Origin of the sequence: Chakrabartyella piscis (genome assembly GCA_030067835.1) — a bacterium.
Lineage (GTDB): Bacteria > Bacillota > Clostridia > Lachnospirales > Anaerotignaceae > Chakrabartyella > Chakrabartyella piscis.
This window is the reverse complement of the sequence record CP092441.1, coordinates 999719-1022514: the sequence shown is the minus strand read 5'-3', so window position 1 is coordinate 1022514 and position 22796 is coordinate 999719. Positions and strand designations below refer to the sequence as shown.

Sequence of the window (22796 nt, the reverse complement as noted above, 5' to 3'; positions counted from 1 at the left end):
CAAAAAGACAAGCATATGCACCGGAACTTTCCTAGAAATCCTGAATTTACTGTATTTTGTTCACCTTTTTTGTATTTTTTCATATATATGTAGAAAGTCAAATCTACAAAGGAGTGGTTTTATGAACAGGCGGTGTCGCAGACCTCATCACAATCCATTTTGTTTCATTTTGGGTATTTTATCCGTTGTTCTTGGATTTGGTATCATCCTTGGAACCTTATTGCCTTGGTGCAACTTATTTTTGGCACTGATTTTCATTGCCACAGGAATTTGGTTGATTTGTCAAAATAAATTCCATTAAAAATGGGACTAACTTGCAATCAGGATTTCAAGTTATAAGCAGAGGTAAATTAAAAAAGGACAATGATTACTCACTGCCCCAATTTATTTGTGGATACCACACAGGGAATCCTACAATATACAATTCAATTTTATGCCAAATATTTTTGCAAAGTCGCTCTAACAGCACCTTCTCCAGCAATCAATTCCACAAACATGCCTTCAATCTTTTCGCCTAAGCCACAAGCCATCAAATCCACACCAAAGATGGTTTCATTGGACAAGATTTCTTTTGCTTCGCCACTATAAGCACCACCCAATTTAACAGAAGCCAATTTGCCTGTCATTTCTTCCAACAATGGATCAGAGCTTAACTGCATTGCCACACCTTTGTCATCCACAGCCAAAAGATAACGCAACCAACCAGCAATCGCCAATGGAATGAAGGTCAAATCCATAACATGCAAGTCTTCACTTTTGATGAAGGATTTGATGGTTTCACCAAAACGAATGCCTACTTTTTGGCTGGTATCTGTTGCAATTCTTTGTGGTTCATCTGGTACAAATGGGTTTGCAAAACGTTCGTTAATGACTTCATCAATGAATGCTTTTGGACTCAAGATAACAGGGTCTACAACCACTTTCATACCTTCGTTGTAACCAATTTGTTCCACCAATTTTTTCAATTCTGGATCACGCATTTCTTCAAAAATACGAGTATGACCCAATACACAACCATACACTGCCAATGCTGTATGCAATGGATTCAAACATGTGGTTACTTTCATGGTTTCTGTTTTATTTACGGTTTCACGGTCTGTGATATATACACCGCCTGCTTCCAAATCAGGTTTGCCATTGGGGAATTTGTCTTCAATGACCAAATATTGAGGGATTTCTGCATTGACAAATGGTGCAATGAAGGTATTTTTGCTTGTGATGATTGGCGCCATATCTTCGATGCCCAAGGAAACCAAGTCTTCTTCTACAGATTTTGCTGGTCTTGGTGTAATTTTATCAATCATACTCCATGGGAAAGATACTTTGGATTCGTCTTCCAAGTATGCAACAAATTCTGGTGTCATTTTGCCAGCTGCACACCAAGATTTTGCAATTTCCAAAACAGATTTTTGCAATTTTTCACCATTGTGGCTACAGTTATCCATGCTGACCAAAGCCAAAGGTGTTGCTTTTTTTGTAAATCTTTTGTACACAAGGTATGTCAAAATACTCATAATGTGTTTTGCATCCTTGGGTTCGCCAGCCAAATCGCTTGCCACAACACCAAGGAAATTGCCAGAAGTATCTTTGATTGCATACCCTTTTTCTGTGATGGTGAAGCTAACCATTTGCAAAGATGGATTTTCAAAAATCTCTACCATTTCGCCCATAACTGCATCGTTTGCAGTATTGACTGCATAGGATTTGATGATACTTGCAATGATTTCTTTTTCTGTATTGCCATCTGGTTTGAGACTTACCAACATGGTCAAATTATCATAATCGTGGTAGATTTTTTGGATGATATCATAATCAAAGGCATCACAAGCGATGATACCTGTATCTGCAACGCCTGCATTGAGCATTTTTTGATTGATTTTACCAACAAATCCACGGAAGATATTACCTGCTCCAAAGTGTACCCATTTTGGTGTTTTATTGGTTTGTTCCAAAACTACTTCTGGACTGAAATTTGGCAATGTAACACCCATAGATTCCCAAGCAGCTGTATCTTGTAAAGATTGCAAATTCATTTTCATTTCAAATCACTCCCAACTAAAGATGAATATTTATTTTTCAATAGCCATAGTCTACATATAAATACCGCTGAAACCTTGATTCCAACGGCATAGATTTTTAGATGATTTCCTTTTAGGGTGCCATCTGATTATTTTGGGAGCACACATAGGTGCTCCCCTACAAAAGCATGAATTGATTTCACCCTAAAGGAAACTCGGTATGTCGAACTATTATTTTTGTCTTTTGATTGCATCATAGAGACCCAAGAGATATTGGGAACCCAAAGCTCTATCATACAAGCCATAACCAGGCATAGAAACTTCATCCCAAATGGTTCTACCGTGGTCAGGTCTGACAGGACCTTCAAATCCGATATCCACCAATGCTTCCATGATTGCATACATATCCAAAGAACCGTCTGCTGCGTAATGAGCTGCTTCTTCAAACACACCAGGAGCTGTATATTTTGTGTTTCTTACGTGTGCAAAATGGATTCTGCCTTCCAAAGAGCGGATGATATCAGGAATATCATTTGCTGGATTGGAGCTGAGGCTTCCTGTACACAAAGTCACACCATTGTGTTTGTTTGGTACTGCTTCCATCAATTTCAAGATGGTTTCTTTGCTGGTTACGATTCTTGGCAAACCGAATACGCTCCAAGCTGGATCGTCAATATGTACAGCCATATCGATGTCGTATTCATCACAAGTTGGCATGATTGCATTCAAGAAATAAACAAAGTTATCGAACAAGATTTCTGGTGTAACAGATTCGTATTTTTGGAACAAATCTTTTACTGTTTCCATTCTTTCTGGTTCCCAACCTGGCAAAATAAATCCATTGGAGTTTTCATCAATTTGTTCAAACATTTCAATAGGATTGATTTTGTCAATTACATTTTGGTCATATGCCAAAACAGTTGCACCGTCTGGTCTTTCTTTTGCCAAATCGGAACGTGTCCAATCGAATACAGGCATAAAATTGTAACAAACCATTTTGATGCCTTCTTGACCAAGTTTTTCCAAAGTTCTAATGTAGTTTTGGATGTACATATCACGATCAGGAGAACCAATTTTGATGGAATCATGAATGTTTACGCTTTCGATACCGTCAACAAAAAGTCCAGCATCTTCCACTTCTTTTTTCATTGCACGAATGTCTTCCAATTCCCATTCTTCACCTGGTTTTGTGTGATACAAGGTTGTGATAACACCATGCATCCCTGGAATTTGTTTGATTTGTTTGAGGGTAACAGAATCCCATTTTGCCCCAAACCATCTAAAAGTCATTTTCATAGTCTTTTTCTCCTTAAATTTTATCTATTGGTAAATCATATTAGTAAATCATATTAGGCAACCACATGATGATATCTGGGATAAAGATCATGATGATAACCAAAACGATAACTGCTGCGTAGAATGGTAATGTCTCCTTGAAATATTGCTCAATTGGACAATCCAAAATATCACAAACCGTATACAAAGCAGTACCTACTGGTGGTGTCATACAACCCATTGTTACAATGGTCATCATACAGATACCAAAGTGAACAGAGTCAACACCCATTTGTTCCAAAACTGGCAAGAAGATAGGTGTCAACAACATAATGTTAACGTTACTATCAATGAACATACCAGAAACAACCAAGAACAAGATGATAATGATCATCAAAAGTGTTGGATTTTGTGTGATACCAAACAATACACTAGCCAATTTTGCTGGTGTTTCTTCCATTGTCAAAACATAGCTGAAGATACCAGACAATGCAATGATCAACAAAATACCACCTGTATCAATGAAGGAATCCTTCAGAGAAATTAAGAATTTTTTCCATGTCAATTCTTTGTAGATGAATACCCCAACAAAGATTGCATACATAACAGCGAAAGCACCCGCTTCAGTTGGTGTAAATACCCCAAAACGAATCCCAACAATCAAGATGATTGGGAAGATCAAAGCCCAAATTGCAGTTTTCATTTCTTTCATAATTTCTGCAAAAGTAGGCGCTGTTACATCTGGATCTGGAACATCGAAACCACGTCTTTTGGAAGTGATGGTAACGGTTGTCATCAAAACAATCATCATCATAACTCCTGGCAAAATACCAGCAACGAACAATTTACCGATGGAAACATTTCCAATGAAACCATACAAGATCAAACCAAGTGATGGTGGAATGGTTGCTGTGATCAAAGATGTCAAGCAAATTACACCGCCTGTGTAACCCTTTGGATAACCACGTTTGAGCATTTCTGGACCCAATACACGAGCTTCCATAGATGCATCCGCAACAGCAGAGCCAGAAACCCCACCCATCATAGTGGACAATACTACAGATACTTGTGCCATACCGCCAGTCATTTTTCTTGTGATTACACGAGAGAATTTAATCAAATTTTCTGTAATACCTGTTCTATTCATCAAGTTACCTGCAAAAATAAAGAATGGTACTGCAAGAAAACTGATGGATTGTGTTTGTGCAATAACACGTTGTGTTGCAATGGAGAGTGGTACTCCTGCTTCTTGTATAAACCATGTCAACCCTGAAAGACCAATTACAAACGCAATGGGTGCATTGATTAACAACAACACAACGAATACGATCAAAAGTAGTGTCATACGTTTTTCCTCCTATACGTTTATTCTAGTCCCATATTTTCTTCGCCAACTGCATCTGGATTGTCTTTTCTAACATTGTACTCATCATCATTGAAATGAGTGAGCACTTTGACAATTTTGATAATAGCTGTAATGGTCATCAAAATACAACCAACTGGCAAGCTGAGAGTTGCCCAACAATAAGAAATTGGAAGGGAATTGTAAACCCTAGCCCAGTTCAACATTGCAAGTTCGTAGCCACCTTTTGTAAAGATGACAAAAGCGCCAATCATAATAATATATACAATAACTTGTAGCACTTTTTGAATTTTTGGAGATAGTTTGTTGACCAAAATATCCATACCTACAAGACGAGAATAACGCAGTGCAACGTCTGCACCTAGAAACGCAGACCAAGAGAAAAGCAATTTACAAACATCATCTGTTGCTGTAATTGGTGAATTGAAAAACTTTCTCAAAATAACATTGGAGAATGTAAGAATAACAATTGTCAAAAACGCAGTTCCTGCAATGACTTCCTCTATTCTGCAATATACTTTATATAATTTCCCCATAAATAATAGCTCCTTTTAAAAAATAAACACCCTACGAGCCCTAAGGCAATCATAGGGTGTCAATCATTTACATCCTGAAATTACATCTTAAAATTAAATTTTAAAATTACATTCCCAATTGTGCGTACAATTCTGTTCTCAAAGCATCGAAATCTACGCCACCTGTTGTGTCCATATCAGAGTAAAGATAAGCTGTTGCAGCTTTGAATGCTTCTCTGTCTGGTTCTGTAACTGTTACGCCATATGTATCTTGCATTTCAGCCAAGTATTTTTCTTCGTATTCGTTTACGATTGCTTGGTTGTCTTTGTATGTTTCAACAGCTGTTTCAGAAAGTTGAACTTGTTGTTCTTCACTCAATTGATCATACCATGCAGCACCAGCTACGATGGAACCTGTCAACAAGAAGTGATGAGACAAACTGATGTGGCTTGCTACTTCATACAATTTCAATGTGTAGATTGTTGGCAATTGCCATTCACCACCATCGATAACGCCTGTGGAGATACCGTTGTAAGCTTCATTTTGATCCAAAGGTGTTGCAATAGCACCCATAGCATTTACAGAGTTCAACGCAATAGGAGTACCCATTGTTCTAATTTTAATACCGCTCAAGTCAGCTGGTTCATTGATTGCTGTATTTGTAACCCAGTTTCTCCAACCTGTCAAACAGTTGTTTGTCAACAATACAAGACCTTGGTCTTTCAAGTCAGCTGTCCAACCTTTGTACAATTCTGTATCCATCAATGTATCAAGTTGATCATAGCTATCGAACAAGTAAGGCATCATAAGAATACCAATTTCTGGAACATAAGATGCGATTCTAGCAGGGTCAGATGCAGCGATAACGCCAACACCAGCGATTGCTTGTTCCAAAACGTCATCTGTACTACCCATTTCAGAAGAAACCATAGCTTTTGCATTCCAGCCACCCATTGCATTCAAACGAGCTGCCAATTCTTCATGAGCCATGGATTGTGTATCACCAACACCATTTGTACCACATACTGTCAAGTTTGTTGCTGGAGCATCTGCTGCTGGAGCTGCTTCTTCTGTTGCTGCTGCGGAAGAGTCTGCTGCTGGAGCTGCTGCTTCTGAGCTAGAGCTGGAGCTACAACCTACAAAGCTAAGTACCATTGTTGCTGCCATTACTGCTGCGATTACTTTTTTGAATTTCATTGTAATACCTCCTTGAATAAATAGTCCCCTTTTGACTGTACCACGAATTAGATGCCCAACTCATGGCATGATTTATTCATTACAATACTAACATATTAGTTGTGAAAAGTCAATAAAATCAAGCATTTTCAGCAATTCTATCAATTTATTCACGCTATTTTTGTGCAACTTTTTCAATCTATAAAGTAGTCTGGAAAAGCGTTCACAATTTCATCAAGTTCTGTAAACAACTTCTGAACGTGTGTTGTCAAAACATCGTGTGCAACATCAATGTTCTTTTCTACGATTGCTTGGTACAATTCCTCATGTTGGCTGGTGTTCAGCTCACCAATATTACCTTGCATTTTGATGGAAAGCAATCTGGTGCGTTGGTAATTGACTGCATAGCTACGAATAATGGTTTTGGAAAGTCCATTGCCCGTTGCATCGAAAAATATGTCATGGAATTCATCGTCATATTTCATATTCAGTTGTGCATCTCCACGAGGAAACACTTCTTTTTGGATGCGAATACAATCTTGCAATTTTTGCAAACTTTCTTCTGATGGATGTTCCATATATCCTTCAAATGTTGCTTTTTCCAATGCTTCACGCAAAAAACGTTCTTCTTTACATCTACTGATGCTGATTTTGGACACATATGTACCTCTTTGTGGGTAAATATCCAACAATCCTTCTCTAGCCAAACGAATGAATGACTCACGCACTGGTGTTTTGCTGACTGCAAACTGTGCTGCAATTTCCTTTTCACTGAGTGTTTCACCTGGTTCTAAGCTCATATCCAAAATGGCTTTTCGTATTACAGAATATACCATATTGGTTACAGTATCTTGTCTACCACTTTTCGGCAATTCCAATTCCAATATACCCATATCGATTCCTCCATCAACTCATATATCCCATTAGTCCTTGTTGCAAAGTTGTAACAGAATCTTCTGTCACCATAAAGTTGACGATATCGTTCATAGAAACACAATATTCGCCAGCTGCTGTTTTACCAATTACAACTTTATCTTGCATTCCATTTAGGTATTGGAATGTAAAGTTCAATTCATTTGTAAATTCCACTTGTTCTGTTGCCACACGTTCTATTGCAATGCCATTGATTGCTTGGAATAAGGTAATCACATCTTCTTCTGGAATGATTTCTCCTCCAATGGTTACCACAACTGTTTGTTCTTGTGGTGTGATATCAAAGGTTGTGCTACCTGTACCAGAACTCACATCAATTTTTGCAATATCACCCATAGCATATTGGAAGGCTTTTCCTTGGAAGAAGGATGTATAGTCCTGTGCAATGGTTGTGTATTCCGCTTCTGCTACACGATACACACTGCCTGTGATTTCATCTCCAAACAAAATAGAACCATCTTCTTTCAGCAAACATCCAATGTATTCTTCACCTGCTACTGTCATGGTGATACGCAAATCATATTGATCCAAACCATAGTCTGACAAATCTGCATTTGTTGCCACCACTTCATCTGCATACAACGCACCAACATATGGCAACCAACCAGTCACCACATTGGTCAAAGATACTTTTTGGGAAATGGGTGATGTCATATAGAAACCACCATCTTTTTGTACCAATTCATAGGAAGTGCCATCTGCATATTCCACAAATACACCTTCCAAGTAGGTGTAATTGCTACCGTTTATGGTTGGGAATATGGTTTTTGCATAGAAATTGGAATATCCACCAGACAGCATATCTCCAACGACTTGACCCACCATAAATACCTTATTGTCTGTTTCAGAATACAAATAATAACTACCATCAATTGGATTTTGGTTCAGCAATGCGTATTCCTGTGTGGAACCATCTACAAGAAAAAGAGAAATATAGGTTGTTGGTTCTGCCATACCAAAGCCTTCCCATTGGGATTCATCTGCAAATTCCAAACTGGCTGTCATATGACAAAGGGAATAGATCAAAGTACGCAACTGGCTGATATCAAAGGTACCTGTATCTTCTGTAATCAATTCCAATTCTGAACCATTTTGCAAAATACCCAGATTCATTTGATTGTTTTGGATGATGGTACCAGCAAAGTCTGCAACAGAAATATCCGTTACCACAAAAGCATCTTCTGCCACTTGTGTTTGCTCTGTTTGTCCTGAAAAGTACAAGGCTATATTGCCAACAAATAGCACAATGGCGATACATATGAAAATTTTCAATTGTTTGTATTTACCCATCATAATTTTTTCCTCTTCAATACTTTTACAAGACCCAACAAAATAATCAAAACTGGTAAAATACCACCAAAGACAATACCAATCATCAAGATGGTGTTACTTGCCATTACAAGAGGTGGAATCACAGTGGTTTTTGCAGGAATGCTCACTGCCACCACATCGTCATTGAAATAGGTTGCCACTTGTGTAAAGAACATTTTATTTGCATAGCTGGATACACTCAAAATATCATCTGCATAACTCTTTCCACTGCCCAAAACCAAAATTGCACCAGCACCCTCTTTTTCTGATACCAAAGACAATGCAAATGGACCTGTTACATCTCCATCTTCTTTTGCTGTGGTATCATATCCTTCTGCTGATTTGCCATAAGAATCTGATGTGGAAAGCAACACTGCTGTTGTTTGGATGCTACCCGTTGCATTTGCCAATTGTTCCAAGTTTCTGGAGGATGGCAAAGTCATATAAATTGGATTTTCCATAAAATAGCGATTGATTTCATGACTACCATACATAGGTATGATATTCAAAGGATTGTTGGAAATATAGGCTTGTGATTCCAATACCACAGAATCCCCAAGTCCAATGTTCCATTTTGCAAGAAGTGCCTCCAAATTAGGCATTTCTTCTATTCCTGGTTCACACATCATGATGATTTTGCCATCTTCTGCCAAGAAGTTTTCCAACATTTGTATTTCATCCACTTGGAAGTCACCCTTTGGATTTGCAATGACCACCAAAGCCGCTTCTTCTATATTGGTTGCAGACAATGCTGCCTGTGTGGTTTCAAAATTGTTTTCTACAAACAAAGATTCCAAACTGGTTGTGATGCTTTCGTTGTGACCCAAAGTAAAGAGCACTTGTGGTTTGTTTTCCACTGCCAAATTCAAAATGGCTGAAGTCAACACTTGCTCCAATTGGATACCAGTAACAGAACCATTTTCTTCCACCAAGATTTCTGCAAATGTAATATGTTTTGCATAGGCATCTTGTGTCACCAAAATATCACTTTCACCAAGATTGATGCCCTTTTGGCGATATGTTTCCAATAATGTTGGATTTTCATATGGGTCTTTGTATGCAATTTGAATCTGACCAGATACTTCTGTGTAGCGTTCCAAAATCTCCACCAACATAGATGGATATTCCTCTTCTGCTGCCAAAACCGTTATGGTAATGGGTGTATCCAATCTGCCAACATACAATTCTGTTTCTTCTGAAAGATCATACAAACCATTGTCTGTCAAATCGATTTTGGTGGAATATTGTTCACCCAATTGACCAAACAACAAATTGAACAACACAAAAATCACCACTGCCAAAATCCCAATCAAGCTATATATTTTTTTATTTGAAAGTTGTTTCATATGGTTACTCCTTATGATATCACTCGTTTGCGATCCAAAACATATGTGCTAAAGAACAAGAACAATACTGTCAAACTGACGAAATATGCCACATCCACAAAGTCCAAAATGCCATAACTCAGCTTCACATAATGTGTGTTGACAGAAACAAAAGAAACCAATTCTTCCACAATGGGATGTTTCACAAACATAGTGATTTTGTTCACTGAAAAAATACTAATCAACACACAATAGGTCAAAATGGCTGCAATGATTTGGTTTTCAGATAGCACAGATATGAAAATACCAATTGCAATAAACGCAGATGCCACCAAAATAATTCCCAAATAATTGCCCAAAACCACATACACTTCTAAGGTTCCATATATGTGTAAAATCACTGGAAATACAAAGGTAATTGCCATTGGAATGAGGAACAAACACAGTGCTGCAAAGAATTTACCAAGGATGATATCCCTCATTTCCACAGGTGCTGTCAAAAGCATTTCTTCTGTCTTTTGTTTTCTTTCTTCTGCATAGATACGCATTGTCACCACAGGAATCAAGAAAATGAGAAATGGTATGATGGAAGCAAAAAAGCTTTTGATATCGCTATTGAGACTTGCCAAATTCACCAAATAGAACACAATTCCTGAAATGGCTGTGAAAATACCAATGAAAATATACCCCATAAGAGATGTAAAATATTGTGTCATTTCTTTTTGAAAAATCGCTATCATACCACACCTCCTACTCCATTTGTCGATTCATTTCCATAAAGATTTCTTCCAAAGATATGGAAACTTCTCGGAGTGTCAAAATCACTATGCCCATAGCAACCAATGTATGGAACAATTCTTCTCTATGATCCAAACCATCTGCAAAGATCAGTTCCACAGTGTGGATATCTTCCTGACCTGGTTGTGGTTGCAACTCCACTTGGTCACCATATTGTTGTTGCAATTTGGTATATACTGCTTCTGCATTTCCTTTGAAGGACAATTCCACTCGTTTTTCTTTGGAATATGCATCACGAATTTCTTCAGGTGTACCATCTGCAATCAATCTTCCTTTTTGAATCATAATGATTCTGGTGCAAACAGAAGTGATTTCTGTCAGCATATGAGATGATAAGATGATGGTCATTTCTTTGGATAGATTTTTTATCAAATTTCTGAGCTCCACCAACTGTTTTGGATCTAAGCCAACTGCTGGTTCATCCAACACCAAAAGCTTTGGGCTGCCTACAATTGCTGCTGCAAATCCCACACGTTGTTTGTATCCTTTAGAAAGATTTTGGATACAACGATGCATCACATCATCCACTTGCAACAAACCACATACACGTTTGACTTCTGCTGGAATTTCTGATTTCTTCATTTTTTTCAATTGACAAACAATTTTGATGTGTTCATATACCGTAAGTTCTGTATACAAAGGTGGTATTTCGGGCAAATATCCAATGTGTAATCTGGCTTTTGCGTCCATATCTGCCACATCTTGACCCATAAAGGAAATATCTCCTGAGGTACGTGCCAAATATCCTGTCAACATACGGATTGTGGTGGATTTTCCTGCACCATTTTTCCCAAGCAATCCAACCACTTCATGTTCCCCTATGGAAAAGCTCATATCGTCTACAGAATTGACATCGCCATATCGTTTGGTTAGGTTTGTGACTTTTAACATATCAGATACCCCTTTCGTCTAGTATATTAGTATATATGTTATCATATTTCCATCAAAGTTTCAATAGATTATCCATATTTACTTATTCTTTTGCAAATTTAACATTATTTTGTGTATTTATTGTATTTACAGGATTATATATAGATTGTGCAACTGCGGAGCGATGAGGGCATCGCTCCCTATGCAAGCCAAAGATTCTTTGTCTCGTCGTTCCTCTGAATGACACTGTATTGGTATATGTAATTGCATCTTTTCTTTACAATGATTTTGTAGTATAGTAAACTCATCAAATCATTTTGGAAAGGGTGTGTTGGATTTTGTTGGAACATTCTAAGCAGTATTTGGAAAATTTATCAGATGAATACTCTGTGTTGCATAAGGTAACTTACGAAAATGAAAAGAAATATCCACATATTCATAGCCAATATGAGATTTTTCTGTCATTGTCCAAAGGGATGCGTGCATTTATCAACAACAAGACCTATATTCTACCGGAATATGCTTTGATTTTGACCAATCATATGGATTTGCACCAAATGCAGCAAATGACACCAAATGCAGTCAGTGACCGATATGTCGCCTATTTCAAGTCAGAATATATAGAATCTTTTCCTGTTATGGGTATGGATTTATTGGCGTGTTTTTTGTTTCGTCCTTTTGAGGATGCATATGTTTTGCCACTGACCAAAGAAGAAGCACTTTCTTTCATCCAATGTTTTGATCGTCTGATTGTTTTGGAAAACGGCGATTCCACCACTTGTTATGGACGTGATTTTCACATTCAAATTTTGTTTGCAGATATTTTATTGCAAATCAACACCTTGTATCAAAAACACCATCAACTTTCACACTATGACTACACCAAAAATCATGATGTCATCTACAATATTATGAACTATATCCATGAAAATTATTGGCAGGATATCACCTTGGATTTTTTGGCAAAGGAATTTTTCATCAATAAGTTTTATTTATGTGAAAAATTCAAAATCACCACAGGCACATCACCCAATCAATACATCATCAATTGTCGTCTAATGAAGGCAAAAGCATTGCTCATTGGTGGTACGTCTGTTGAAGATGTATGTGGTCAAGTTGGATATAACAATTTGTCTCATTTCAGTCGAGCGTTCAAGAAAAAGTTCAACCAAAGTCCAAAGCAGTTTCAGCTGTCTGCACAGAAGGAATAGCCCAAACAAAGGCAATTCGTCATATATAGTGAAGAACTAAAAGTGAAAAGTGAAGATTTTAGAATGTTGAAAACGAAATACACAGTTGTAGGGGCGATTCACGAATCGACCGAAAAACCAAAGATTCTTCGTCACTGCGTTCCTCTGAATGACAAAAACAGATGTGTACTATCTGCCACTTTGTCTTTCTGAATGCATTGAGGAATCTTGCACCGAAACCGAGATACTTCATTTCATTCTGGATGACAGTGCATAAGGAATAAGCATTTTACGAAGTAATCACATCCATTTTTTACATCAAAAAAGCGAAGGGAATCCTCCGCCATTACATTTAGGAGGGCATGGAAACCCTCCCCCACATATTTTCATTTTATTTTATACTTCGCCACCAAAACAATGCAAACAACGCAATTTATTGCCTGAAACAATCAATTTTCCAAGTCCAGCTGGAATGAAAAATTGTTGTCCTTTGTCAACCATTAAAGCCACTCCATTGGCAGAGATAATACCCTTACCTTCCAAAACATACAAACCACTGAAGGTTTCGCCACATTCCACATCCACAAAGCTACCATCCACCAAAACTTCGTTCATTTTGAAAATATCTGTGTTTTCATACCCAATCAATTCTTTGATGATAACGTCCTCTGTTTCCACAAGTGTTTTGGGTGCAATGAACCAACGATTTCGCACTTCTTCCTTGGTCATATCCCCATAATGGAAGCAATCAAACATTTTTTCAAAGCCCAAACCTTGGTGACACATAAAGTCTGCCACTGGGAATCCACTTGGTGTGGTACGTTCTGTTCTGATGGTGTAATCTGTTGGTTCTTGAATTTCCATCAAGAAACAGCCAGCACCAATTGCATGGGGAATACCGCCTTCTATCAAAATGGTATCGCCAACTTCCACATCATAACGATACAAACAATCCAGCATCCCCTTCAAGTCTTGTGTATCAAAGAATGCTTTCCATTTTTCTCTGGTGACACCTTCTTTGAATCCCAAATACACACAAGGTTTCTCACCATTCATTTCACGTCCACCTAAGATATGCCAACACTCTGTTTTGCCATAAGCAGAATCAAACAATTCACGTGCTTTTGGTCGATCAGGATGTACTTGTACCGTCAAACGTTCTGAAGAATCAATGAGTTTGATGAGTACACCTGGTGTTGCTCCATTTTTTGCAACATGGGATGCACCCAAATATGCTTCTGGATTTTCAGCAATGTACTCTGCCAAGGATTCACCTGTTTCCACAATGTGACTCATGCCTTCTACAATTTCTTCTCTACCTGCATTTCTAGCAGACACCACAGACATAATCCATTCTTCTGGGAAATGAGCATCTTCTCCATCCATTTTGCCATGGAGTGCATCCAACAAAGAACCACCTAAATATGTTCTCCATGCACGTGGGTTATCTAGTCTCATAGGGTATTTCAATCTAGTCATATATCACCTCAAAAACTTTCTTTTAAAAACTTTCTTTGACACCAGTTGGTTTATGTACCTCATCCAAGAACGCATTTGCTGCTTCTGCATCGGTAATGAAATCCAACCAGATATAATGTGCAATTTGGTTTCCAGCAGTTTTCACGCCATGATTGGAACCCAAAGGAATGTACAAGAAGGTATCGCCATACATAGGATACACCAAATCGTCAATGAGCAAATCGCAATCATTTTCAGAAAAACTCCAGAAGAATTGATCCAAAAGTGGATGTTCGTGTTGTCCAATCAAGTCATCACCATGTGTTTCCACACTGCCCATTGCAAAACGAGGAATCATTCTTTGTTTGACGATTGCACGACTGATGGTTTTTTCACTTTTGAATGGATCACGGTATTGAGAAGCATCCACATATTTTTCTGTGATGGGGAATTCCACATCTGTTTCTGCCAATTCTGCCAAATCGCTTTCATGCATTTCCCAACGAATTTCCACCACTTGTGCATTGGTATTTGCCAAGATTTCCACTGTTTTTTCTGGTTTGTTTGCAAACACTGCTTTTTCATCATATGCATATTCTTTGCCTTCTGATTGGAAGGTAACAGCACCCACACACAAGAAGAAAATACGAATGAAACTGGTATCTGCCATAAATTGCACTTGTTCATCTGCAAGCATATTGTGATAATATACAGTTGCACCTGGAATGACACCATCCAACATGGAAACGCTTGCTGATTTTGCTTCTTTTAAGTCCAAAACTACTTTTTTGATATCTTCGCTACGCATAGTTGATCTCCTTTTCATATCCCAATTGAGTTTTCAACGAACGGGCACCGAAACGATGCCCCTACAATCATTTTCCATTGAATTCGACAAAACAAAACATCCAACACTCATCAAATTCGAGTTAGCACTCTCCATTGACTGCCAACACACGATCCACAACCAATTGGCGGAATTCTGGGCTGAGCATTGCAAAATAGGAAGTAAATCCTGTGACACGTACCACAAGGTCTGGGTATTTACTTGGATCTTTGTGTGCTTCCAAAATTTGTTCTTTGTTGATGATATTGATGTTTAAGAGGGTATTGCCTGTTTCCAAAATGGTACGAATCATGCTGACCATTTTGCCAACGCCTTCTTCTGTATCTGCAATACCAGGATCAATTTCCAATTGTACAGGTGCACAGTTGCCAAAGAATGGTTGTACATTTGCAATGGAGTTTGCCATAGCGGTAACAGCACCATCTTTTCTAAACCCAGAAGTTGGATTTGCACCATGGTTGATGGCTTCTCCATTTCTTCTGCCATTTGGTGTAGCTCGTACACGACTACCAAATTCCAATGTATTTGACCAGCTGAACCAACCTGGAATGAAGTTGATACCTTCGTAATTATCACATTCTTTACGCACAAGATTTGTGAACAATTCGTTGATGCGACTTGCCCAACGATCCGCCAAAGAATCGCCACCGCCAAAGCGTTCACTATGCAACATCATTTGACGGATGTATTCTCCATCAATGTCATTATAGTTGAGCTCCAATTGTTTGGTCAATGCTTCCCATGTGATTTTGCCTTCTTTTTCTACACGCTGTTCACAAGCAGCAAAGCTATCTGCTACTGTTGCGATACCAGAACCATCGATACACATATTGAAATACATTGCACTTTTGGTCACATCCAAACCCTTTTCTACTGGTCCTTGGCTGAGCAAGTTACAAATCAACTCTGGTTCATTTTGATCCTGCCATGTCAAGTGGAATTTGATGCCCTTTGCAGTGGTATTGACTGCACGTTCCAAATGCTTAGAGAAGATTTCCCAAAGTTTGTCTGTGCCATATTCACCAGATTTCACCATTTCGTAATATGCCACTTCAAATACTTTTGCAGCATTGATTTTCACCAAATCATTGAGGGTGTATTCCATGCCTGGAATGCTCATCCAGCTACAACCAGCAGCCAAGCGTTTTCTAGCCAAATTCTTTTCGTAACCACAACGCATAAAGCCATCTACAAGGCTATTGTCACCAGAAAATCTTGGCCAACCATTTTTGTTTTTGAACAAATAACCAACTGCTTTTGTGAAGAAATCTTCATTCATATTGTCATGTACACGAACCGTCAAATTGCAAGCAATGTTGATCCAATCTGCCGCTTCCAAAATCAAATAGCTGATTTTAGATGCCATATCATCACCATTGTCATCAGGTCCTGCCAATTGATAGTATCTGGTGTCATTCAAATACAAACAAGCAATATAGAATTTTGCTGTTTCATCATCAATGATACCAGCTGCAATATCTCTTTCGTAGAATGGACGCAACAATTCATCCAATTGACCACCACTGGGTCCACGATTGTACAAACGACTGAAGAAGCTGAACCAACACATCCATTGGATACATTCACGCAAAGTTTCTGGTTTGTCATTTGCAATTTTACGATTGGTTTGGGACATTTCCACCAAGTTTTGTTTCAAATAAGGGTTGTTTTCTTCTTCTGACAACGCCATCAGTTCATCTGCTACACGATTCAGGAATGTCATAATGGCATTGACCATTTTCTTTTCTGTTGTGTAGAAGATTTCGTTTTCTGGTGCTGTGTTGATTTGTTCGAATTTTTCCAATTTCTTTAAAATACCAATCCAGCCCATATCAAATCCCATGTTGAGATCTGGTGTGAAATGACCATCGCTACCAATACCACAAACGATATTGTATTCATCAAAAGCCGATTTCAATTCTGTATATGGATGATCAGGGTTCCAAAGACTACCCTTTTGTCTAGTCATAAAGAAGAAACCACGTCCCACAAATGCATCCAAAGGATCGCAATACAAAGGATGTTCCCTCAAAAGTTTGCAATAGTTATGTGACCAACCTTCATAACCATAGTAGGAGCCATCTGGATGGTTGGAATCTGGTTCAAAATAGAAATCATCTGGACATACCACACGACCATAATCGTCTTCATCCAAACCACCTTCCATTTCAATTTTTTCTTCTGTTTGTTCCAATTTACGTTGACGCAACAACTTAATTCTTTTATCTAAGGTAAACTCTTCTGTTGCTGGAAATTCATTGATGAATTGAATCTTTCCCATGGTATTTCCTCCTTATTCTACACGTACAGTGCAATATGCTTCTGCAATTTCTTTCAATTCTTGGATACGAGATTTTGGCAATGGTTTTGCATCTGCAAACACATTTTTTCTAGAAAGACTTTTATATTTGGAACCACCAAGTGGATTGAAGTTCAACAATTCGTAGTACATCATGTTTTTTGCATCTTTCAGGAATTCTGCAATGGCTTTGATGTTTTCATTGCTATCGGTTGCACCTGGAACAAGGGGTGTTCTTACAATATAAGGAATCCCCAATTCATCCAATTTTTTGATATTTTCTTTGATTAAGGTATTTTCTACATCTGTCCATTTCTTGTGTTCTGCGTTGTCGAAAATCTTCAAATCACACATCACCAAGTCAATTTTGTCGAGAAGTGGTTTCATTTCTTCAAATGGTACATGCATATTGGTTTCCACGCCAACAGAAATATTTTCAGCTTTACAAGCTTCTGTAAGCTCCAAAGCAAATGGAATTTGACACATGACTTCGCCACCAGAAATGGTCACACCACCATTGGAATCTATGTAATATGGTTTGTCTTGTACCACTTGTTGCATCACATCTTCTACGCCCATTTGTGTGCCAGACATTTCCATTGCACCAGCATAACACACTGCTGCACATTTGCCACATTTCACACATAAATTAGGGAAGAAGCGGTGTTCTCCATTGATTTTTTTATGTGCTTTACAAGGACAGACATACACGCATTTATAGCAACCGATACAATTGCCCACATAGTAATGCAAATCTTTTGTGTGACGTATGGTTTCTGGATTGTGGCACCAAGCACAATTCATGTTGCAACCTTTTAAAAATACAGTGGTTCGAATACCAGGTCCATCATTGAAAGAACAACGTTGGATTTCTGTAATGTTCCCTGTTGTCATAGTTTCATCTCCCTTTTCCTATATTGAAGTATTTTCATTGATAACATTGTATCTCTTTGATGGAATTTTTCTTTTCTTTTTGTATTTATTTTTTTTGCATATCTTGGGTTTTGGAAATAAAAAAACCTCCCAAAGTGGAAGGTGATTTACGGGATGTCGAGGACGCCATCCCCTACAAATATCATATAGGATTCTTCGATATTCCTCCTCTGAATGACAAAACCGATACACGCCATTACCCCAAACATCGTAGGGGCGTATCACGATGCGCCCGTTATTGGATTCTTCGTTGTTTTTCCTCTGAATGACAAAGTGAATTTACAATTGTTTGGCTGCATCCTGATCCAAATAGATTTGCATTCCTTCTACAGTACGCAAAATACTAGCAGGACACGTTGTTGCAATTTCACCTGTCAGTGCCAGTTTCACTGCTGTGGATTTCAATTCTGTTGGCACAATGCAAAAATGATTTTTTGCAGATAAAAGTGCTGGAATGGTCAATGTCAAAGCATGTGTTGGTACATCTTCCAATGTGAGGAAACATCCATCATTGACCTGCTGTTGTCTACAAGGAACATCCAATTCCACCATTTTCACCACTTGTTTGTCATCAAAATCTGCCACATCTGGGTCATTGAAAGCGATATGACCATTTTCACCTATTCCAAGAAAAATAATATCCAATGGATGTGTTGCCAATGCTTCAGTGTAGCGTTTCATTTCTGCTTCCGGCTCATTTTCTCCATTTAAGAAAAATTTGTTGTTCAGTGGCACATGATTCATAATGGACTCTTGCAAGAAATGGACAAAAGATGCTTTGTTACTAGAAGGCATACCCACATATTCATCCACATGAAATGCATTGATTCTTTCCCACGGGATGGTTTTGTCTGCAATCAAAGCTTGTAAAAAATCCAACTGTGATGGTGCTGCTGAAAATGCACAATTGATTTCTTTTTTTTCTTCTAAACATTCCAAAATACATTTTGCTGCATCTTTGGCTGCCACTATCCCCATTTCCGTTCTGGTTTCAAAAATATATACTTTTGCTTTGTCATAAACTTGTGTTTTCATAAAATCACCCTTTCATTTTTTTGTTGCAACTTATATTGTAGTATGTTACCATAAAAATAAGAAAAAACCAAGAAATGCAATACAAAATATACAATAAAACTAAAGTCATGGAGATTAGGAGGGTATTATGGCAGATAAAATTAGATTTGGGGTCATTGGAATGGGGTTTCAGGGCTCACTTTATGCAAAGTTACTTTGGGGCGATGGTGCTGTATTTGGCGCAAAGGCACCGGAACATGGTGTTTTGGCAGCACTTTCCAGTAGAGATGAAAAAAAACGTGCTGGTTTTGCAGAACTCTATCCAAATGTACCATTTTTCACAGATTGGAAAGAAATGGTGACAAGTGGCACTGTGGATGCAGTGATCATTGCAACACCACACAAAAACCATCCAGAACTCACCATGTATTGTTTGGAACACGGAATTCATGTTTTGTTGGATAAACCAGCTGGTCTTCATGTCAAAGAAGTGGCTGCAATGAATCGTTGTAGTGCAGCACATCCTGATGTTACCTTTGGTATGATTTTCAACCAACGCACCAATCCTTTGTATCAAAGAGCCAAAGATATTGTTTCTTCTGGTGAACTTGGTAAAGTACGTCGCATCCATTGGACCAGCACCAATTGGTGGCGACCAGATAGATACTATGATCAAAGTGCGTGGCGTGGTACTTGGGGTGGTGAAGGTGGTGGCATCCTCATGAACCAAACACCACATCAATTGGATTTGTGGCAATGGATTTGTGGCATGCCAAAATCTTTATATGCAAATGTAGAATTTGGTTTGCACCGTGAAATTTCTGTAGACAACGATGTAACTCTTGTTGCTGAGTATGGTGATGGTGTGACAGGTGTATACATTGCTTGTGCCCATGATATTGTTGGTTTGGATCGTTTGGAAATTTCTTTTGATGGTGGTAAAGTTGTCATTACAGAAAATGGTAAGAAAGGTGAAATTTATCGTTTGGAAGCAACTGAAATGGAATTGAATCAGTCTATGGAAATGGATCGTGTCAAAGACTTTATCCAAGGCAAACCATTGGTTGGATTGTACACCGTGGAAGAACTTTCTTGCTCCGAAGGATTTGGTTTGCAACACACCCTTACCATGGAAAACTTTGCACTCCACATTTTGGAAGGTACCCCTCTTTTGATTCCTGGTGTTGAAGGTATCAACAGCTTGGAATTGGCAAATGGTGCACTTCTGAGCAGTTGGACAGGTCAAAAAGTCTCTTTGCCTATTGATGAAGATGTTTACCTAGAACAACTCAATAAACAAATCAAAAATGAAGGATTGTTCGATATTCTGTCATAAAATCACATGTTTTCTTGTATTATGACACTAATTTCATAATATGGAACTCAAATCACAATATGAAACGCAATATATAAGAAGAAGCGGTTGCATTTGCAACCGCTTCTTTGTTTTCTGCTATTCTTATCTACCCATTTTCATGCCACCACCTGTGCTACCGTGGTTGCCACCTTCTCCATAAATCAATGTATCCATTGTGAAGGTTTGTGTTTCAGATGGTGTTGTCAAAGTGTATGTTTCGCCTACTGTTATGTCTGGTGTGCTAATATGAATGGACTGATAAGACTTCACTGGTGTCCACTCTACAACTACATTTCCACTGCTATCGGTTAGGGTAATGGTTCCTGATTGTACGCTACTGAGGTCTACCAAAATGCTTCCTTGTGTGGAATCATCACCAAAGTTTTGTCTGGTTTGACTGGTGCTACCTGCTGCCAAGAAGCTACCACCTGTGATGATTGCTGTGCTATTGTAATCCAAACTGGTATCTGTTGTAGTTGGTGTTCCTGAAATAATGACATCGCCACCTGTGAAGTAAACATTGCCATTTGCATCCAAACCATCACCTTCATCATTGGCATCAATCACCAATCTACCACCAGAAATGGTAATGGAAACTTCTGTGCCATCTGTTACATATTCACTGGTTGCTGCATTGATACCATCATCCAAAGCATAGATATCAATATCGCCACCTGCCACTACCACTGTGTGACCTTCCAAACCTTCATAACATGTGGTAATTTCGATGGTACCACCAAAAATGGTTGTGGTCACATCTGCATGAATTGCATCATCACCAGTTGCAATACTGAATGTACCTTCATAAATTTCCAAATAATTGTTTGCATGAAGCGCATCATCACAAGCATCAATATTGAAGTTACCACCATAAATCACAATGGCTGTTGTCGCTTTGATTCCCTTTGTGCTGACAGTGTCATCTTCTGTTGTTGTGGATGTTGCCATTTCACCTCTTGCCATGTTTTCCATACCAGCCTGTTGTTCTGTTGTGGCTTGTTCTGTACGTTCTGGCATTGTACTTTGTGTTCTTTCTTCCATAACAGGCATTTCTGTCATACTCATTTCTGGTTGTGCCATATTTCCCTGTTGACCCATAGCTGATTGTTGACCCATACCACCTTGTTGACTCATACCACCTTGTTGACCACTCATTTCTGGCATCATCATTTCAGTTTGTGCCATTTCGGTACGTTGCATACCGCCACCTTGCATTCCGCCACCACCCATAGTGGAAACGTGTTCTGGTGCATTGATGTAACCGCCACCTGTCAAAATATCAAAATCACCATCTACAATTTCCACATAAGAGCTACTATCCAAGCCATCTCCTTCTGCTGCAATGGTAAAATCACCATCCAAAATGTAGATATACCCCAAACTTTCATCTTCATCATGTTCACTATGAAGCCCATCTTTTACACTTGTGATATCAAAGACACCATCTGCAATACGAATGCTATTGTTGGCTTCCAAACCATGTTGGTCTGCTACAATTTCATAAGTTCCACCTGTAATTGCCAAATCGTCTTTGGAAGTGATCCCATTTCCATTTGTACTTGCAATCACCAATGTTCCTTCACCATTTAAGGTTACATCTGTTTTTGCAAAGATTGCTGCATCCACATTGGAAGATGCATCCTCTGCAATATTGGCAATCAATGTATTTGTGGTTCCTTTTTCTGTTGTGATAAACACCTTATCACCTTCTATTGCGTAAATCGGTGCTGTTGTGCTGTTACTGATGGCGACTCCATTCAAGGAAAGTTGCACCTTATCTGCATCATCCACATCTATGATAATTTGCCCATTGTCTAGGGTTCCTTCTAGCATATAAGACCCTTCTGCTGCGATGGTGATGGTATCTCCATCAATGGAAACACCACTTGCACTTGAGGTACTGCCACCATTTGCCAATGTAATGGTTTCATATTCACCAAAAATGCAACCCACTTCATAATCATTGTTTGTAAATTGGTCATCTGATGTAAATGACATTGTTTCCACTGTTGTTGTAATTGCCACTGGCTCTGATGCTTCTGATGTTGACGAACCACAACCTGTTGCCACTAGGGAAATTGCTCCCATTAGTACCAAAAAACGTTTCATAGGA

General features: G+C 38.5%; 19 protein-coding genes. 3 read left to right on the top strand and 16 right to left on the bottom strand.

The genetic code is table 11. The annotated features are described in order from the left end of the window. Nucleotides 1-121: 121 nt before the first annotated feature. On the top strand, nt 122-301 hold the full coding sequence (locus MJY40_RS04460; protein ID WP_317855846.1) for a hypothetical protein: 180 nt from the start codon (nt 122-124) through the stop codon (nt 299-301). A gap of 130 nt (nt 302-431) precedes the next feature. Here MJY40_RS04460 and MJY40_RS04455 read toward each other — a convergent pair whose 3' ends face one another. The 10 genes from MJY40_RS04455 to MJY40_RS04410 all read right to left on the bottom strand — a co-directional run bounded on the left by MJY40_RS04455 (nt 432) and on the right by MJY40_RS04410 (nt 11606). Further along, nucleotides 432-2039 (bottom strand): mannitol dehydrogenase family protein, encoded by a 1608-nt coding sequence (locus MJY40_RS04455; RefSeq protein WP_317855845.1) that lies wholly within the window; start codon nt 2037-2039, stop codon nt 432-434. A gap of 210 nt (nt 2040-2249) precedes the next feature. Beyond that, complete coding sequence (gene uxuA, locus MJY40_RS04450) at nt 2250-3314, bottom strand: mannonate dehydratase (RefSeq protein WP_317855844.1); 1065 nt, start codon at nt 3312-3314, stop codon at nt 2250-2252. 40 nt (nt 3315-3354) lie between these two features. Continuing rightward, nucleotides 3355-4638, bottom strand: a complete 1284-nt coding sequence (locus MJY40_RS04445) for a TRAP transporter large permease (RefSeq protein ID WP_317855843.1) — start codon at nt 4636-4638, stop codon at nt 3355-3357. A gap of 20 nt (nt 4639-4658) precedes the next feature. After that, nucleotides 4659-5192 (bottom strand): TRAP transporter small permease, encoded by a 534-nt coding sequence (locus MJY40_RS04440; RefSeq protein ID WP_317855842.1) that lies wholly within the window; start codon nt 5190-5192, stop codon nt 4659-4661. Between the two features lie 106 nt (nt 5193-5298). Then, nucleotides 5299-6369: a TRAP transporter substrate-binding protein DctP gene (gene dctP / locus MJY40_RS04435; protein ID WP_317855841.1), complete on the bottom strand. Its 1071-nt coding sequence runs from the start codon at nt 6367-6369 to the stop codon at nt 5299-5301. Between the two features lie 173 nt (nt 6370-6542). Next, nucleotides 6543-7241 carry a GntR family transcriptional regulator gene (locus MJY40_RS04430; protein WP_317855840.1) on the bottom strand — a complete coding sequence of 233 codons (699 nt, stop codon included), beginning with the start codon at nt 7239-7241 and terminating at the stop codon, nt 6543-6545. 13 nt (nt 7242-7254) lie between these two features. After that, complete coding sequence (locus MJY40_RS04425) at nt 7255-8574, bottom strand: DUF4340 domain-containing protein (RefSeq protein WP_317855839.1); 1320 nt, start codon at nt 8572-8574, stop codon at nt 7255-7257. Further along, entirely contained in the window at nt 8571-9938 is a 1368-nt protein-coding gene (locus tag MJY40_RS04420) for a GldG family protein (protein WP_317855838.1), read from the bottom strand. Before MJY40_RS04420 ends, MJY40_RS04425 begins: the two co-directional genes overlap by 4 nt. Nucleotides 9939-9949: 11 nt before the next feature. After that, complete coding sequence (locus MJY40_RS04415; protein ID WP_317855837.1) at nt 9950-10657, bottom strand: ABC transporter permease; 708 nt, start codon at nt 10655-10657, stop codon at nt 9950-9952. 10 nt (nt 10658-10667) lie between these two features. After that, the gene (locus tag MJY40_RS04410) at nt 10668-11606 is read right to left on the bottom strand and encodes an ABC transporter ATP-binding protein (protein WP_317855836.1); all 939 of its coding nucleotides are present in this window, start codon (nt 11604-11606) and stop codon (nt 10668-10670) included. A 317-nt stretch (nt 11607-11923) separates the two neighbouring features. Here MJY40_RS04410 and MJY40_RS04405 point away from each other — a divergent pair, with 317 nt between their 5' ends. After that, on the top strand, nt 11924-12796 hold the full coding sequence (locus MJY40_RS04405) for a helix-turn-helix transcriptional regulator (RefSeq protein ID WP_317855835.1): 873 nt from the start codon (nt 11924-11926) through the stop codon (nt 12794-12796). Nucleotides 12797-13171: 375 nt separating this feature from the next. Here MJY40_RS04405 and MJY40_RS04400 read toward each other — a convergent pair whose 3' ends face one another. The 5 genes from MJY40_RS04400 to MJY40_RS04380 form a co-directional block, all read right to left on the bottom strand. After that, nucleotides 13172-14254, bottom strand: coding sequence for a class I mannose-6-phosphate isomerase (locus tag MJY40_RS04400; RefSeq protein WP_317855834.1), 1083 nt, complete (start codon nt 14252-14254; stop codon nt 13172-13174). A gap of 22 nt (nt 14255-14276) precedes the next feature. Further along, complete coding sequence (locus MJY40_RS04395; protein ID WP_317855833.1) at nt 14277-15041, bottom strand: cupin domain-containing protein; 765 nt, start codon at nt 15039-15041, stop codon at nt 14277-14279. 121 nt (nt 15042-15162) lie between these two features. After that, a complete protein-coding gene (locus tag MJY40_RS04390; protein WP_317855832.1) occupies nt 15163-17361 on the bottom strand; it encodes a pyruvate formate lyase family protein in 2199 nt (732 codons plus the stop codon). A gap of 12 nt (nt 17362-17373) precedes the next feature. Next, nucleotides 17374-18273, bottom strand: a complete 900-nt coding sequence (locus MJY40_RS04385) for a glycyl-radical enzyme activating protein (RefSeq protein ID WP_317855831.1) — start codon at nt 18271-18273, stop codon at nt 17374-17376. A 318-nt stretch (nt 18274-18591) separates the two neighbouring features. Beyond that, nucleotides 18592-19347: a 6-phosphogluconolactonase gene (locus MJY40_RS04380; RefSeq protein WP_317855830.1), complete on the bottom strand. Its 756-nt coding sequence runs from the start codon at nt 19345-19347 to the stop codon at nt 18592-18594. Between the two features lie 127 nt (nt 19348-19474). Here MJY40_RS04380 and MJY40_RS04375 point away from each other — a divergent pair, with 127 nt between their 5' ends. Beyond that, on the top strand, nt 19475-20662 hold the full coding sequence (locus MJY40_RS04375; protein ID WP_317855829.1) for a Gfo/Idh/MocA family protein: 1188 nt from the start codon (nt 19475-19477) through the stop codon (nt 20660-20662). Nucleotides 20663-20785: 123 nt separating this feature from the next. On the opposite strand, the gene MJY40_RS04370 is transcribed toward MJY40_RS04375, so the two are convergent. Continuing rightward, nucleotides 20786-22792, bottom strand: a complete 2007-nt coding sequence (locus MJY40_RS04370; protein ID WP_317855828.1) for a carbohydrate-binding domain-containing protein — start codon at nt 22790-22792, stop codon at nt 20786-20788. Nucleotides 22793-22796: the final 4 nt, after the last annotated feature.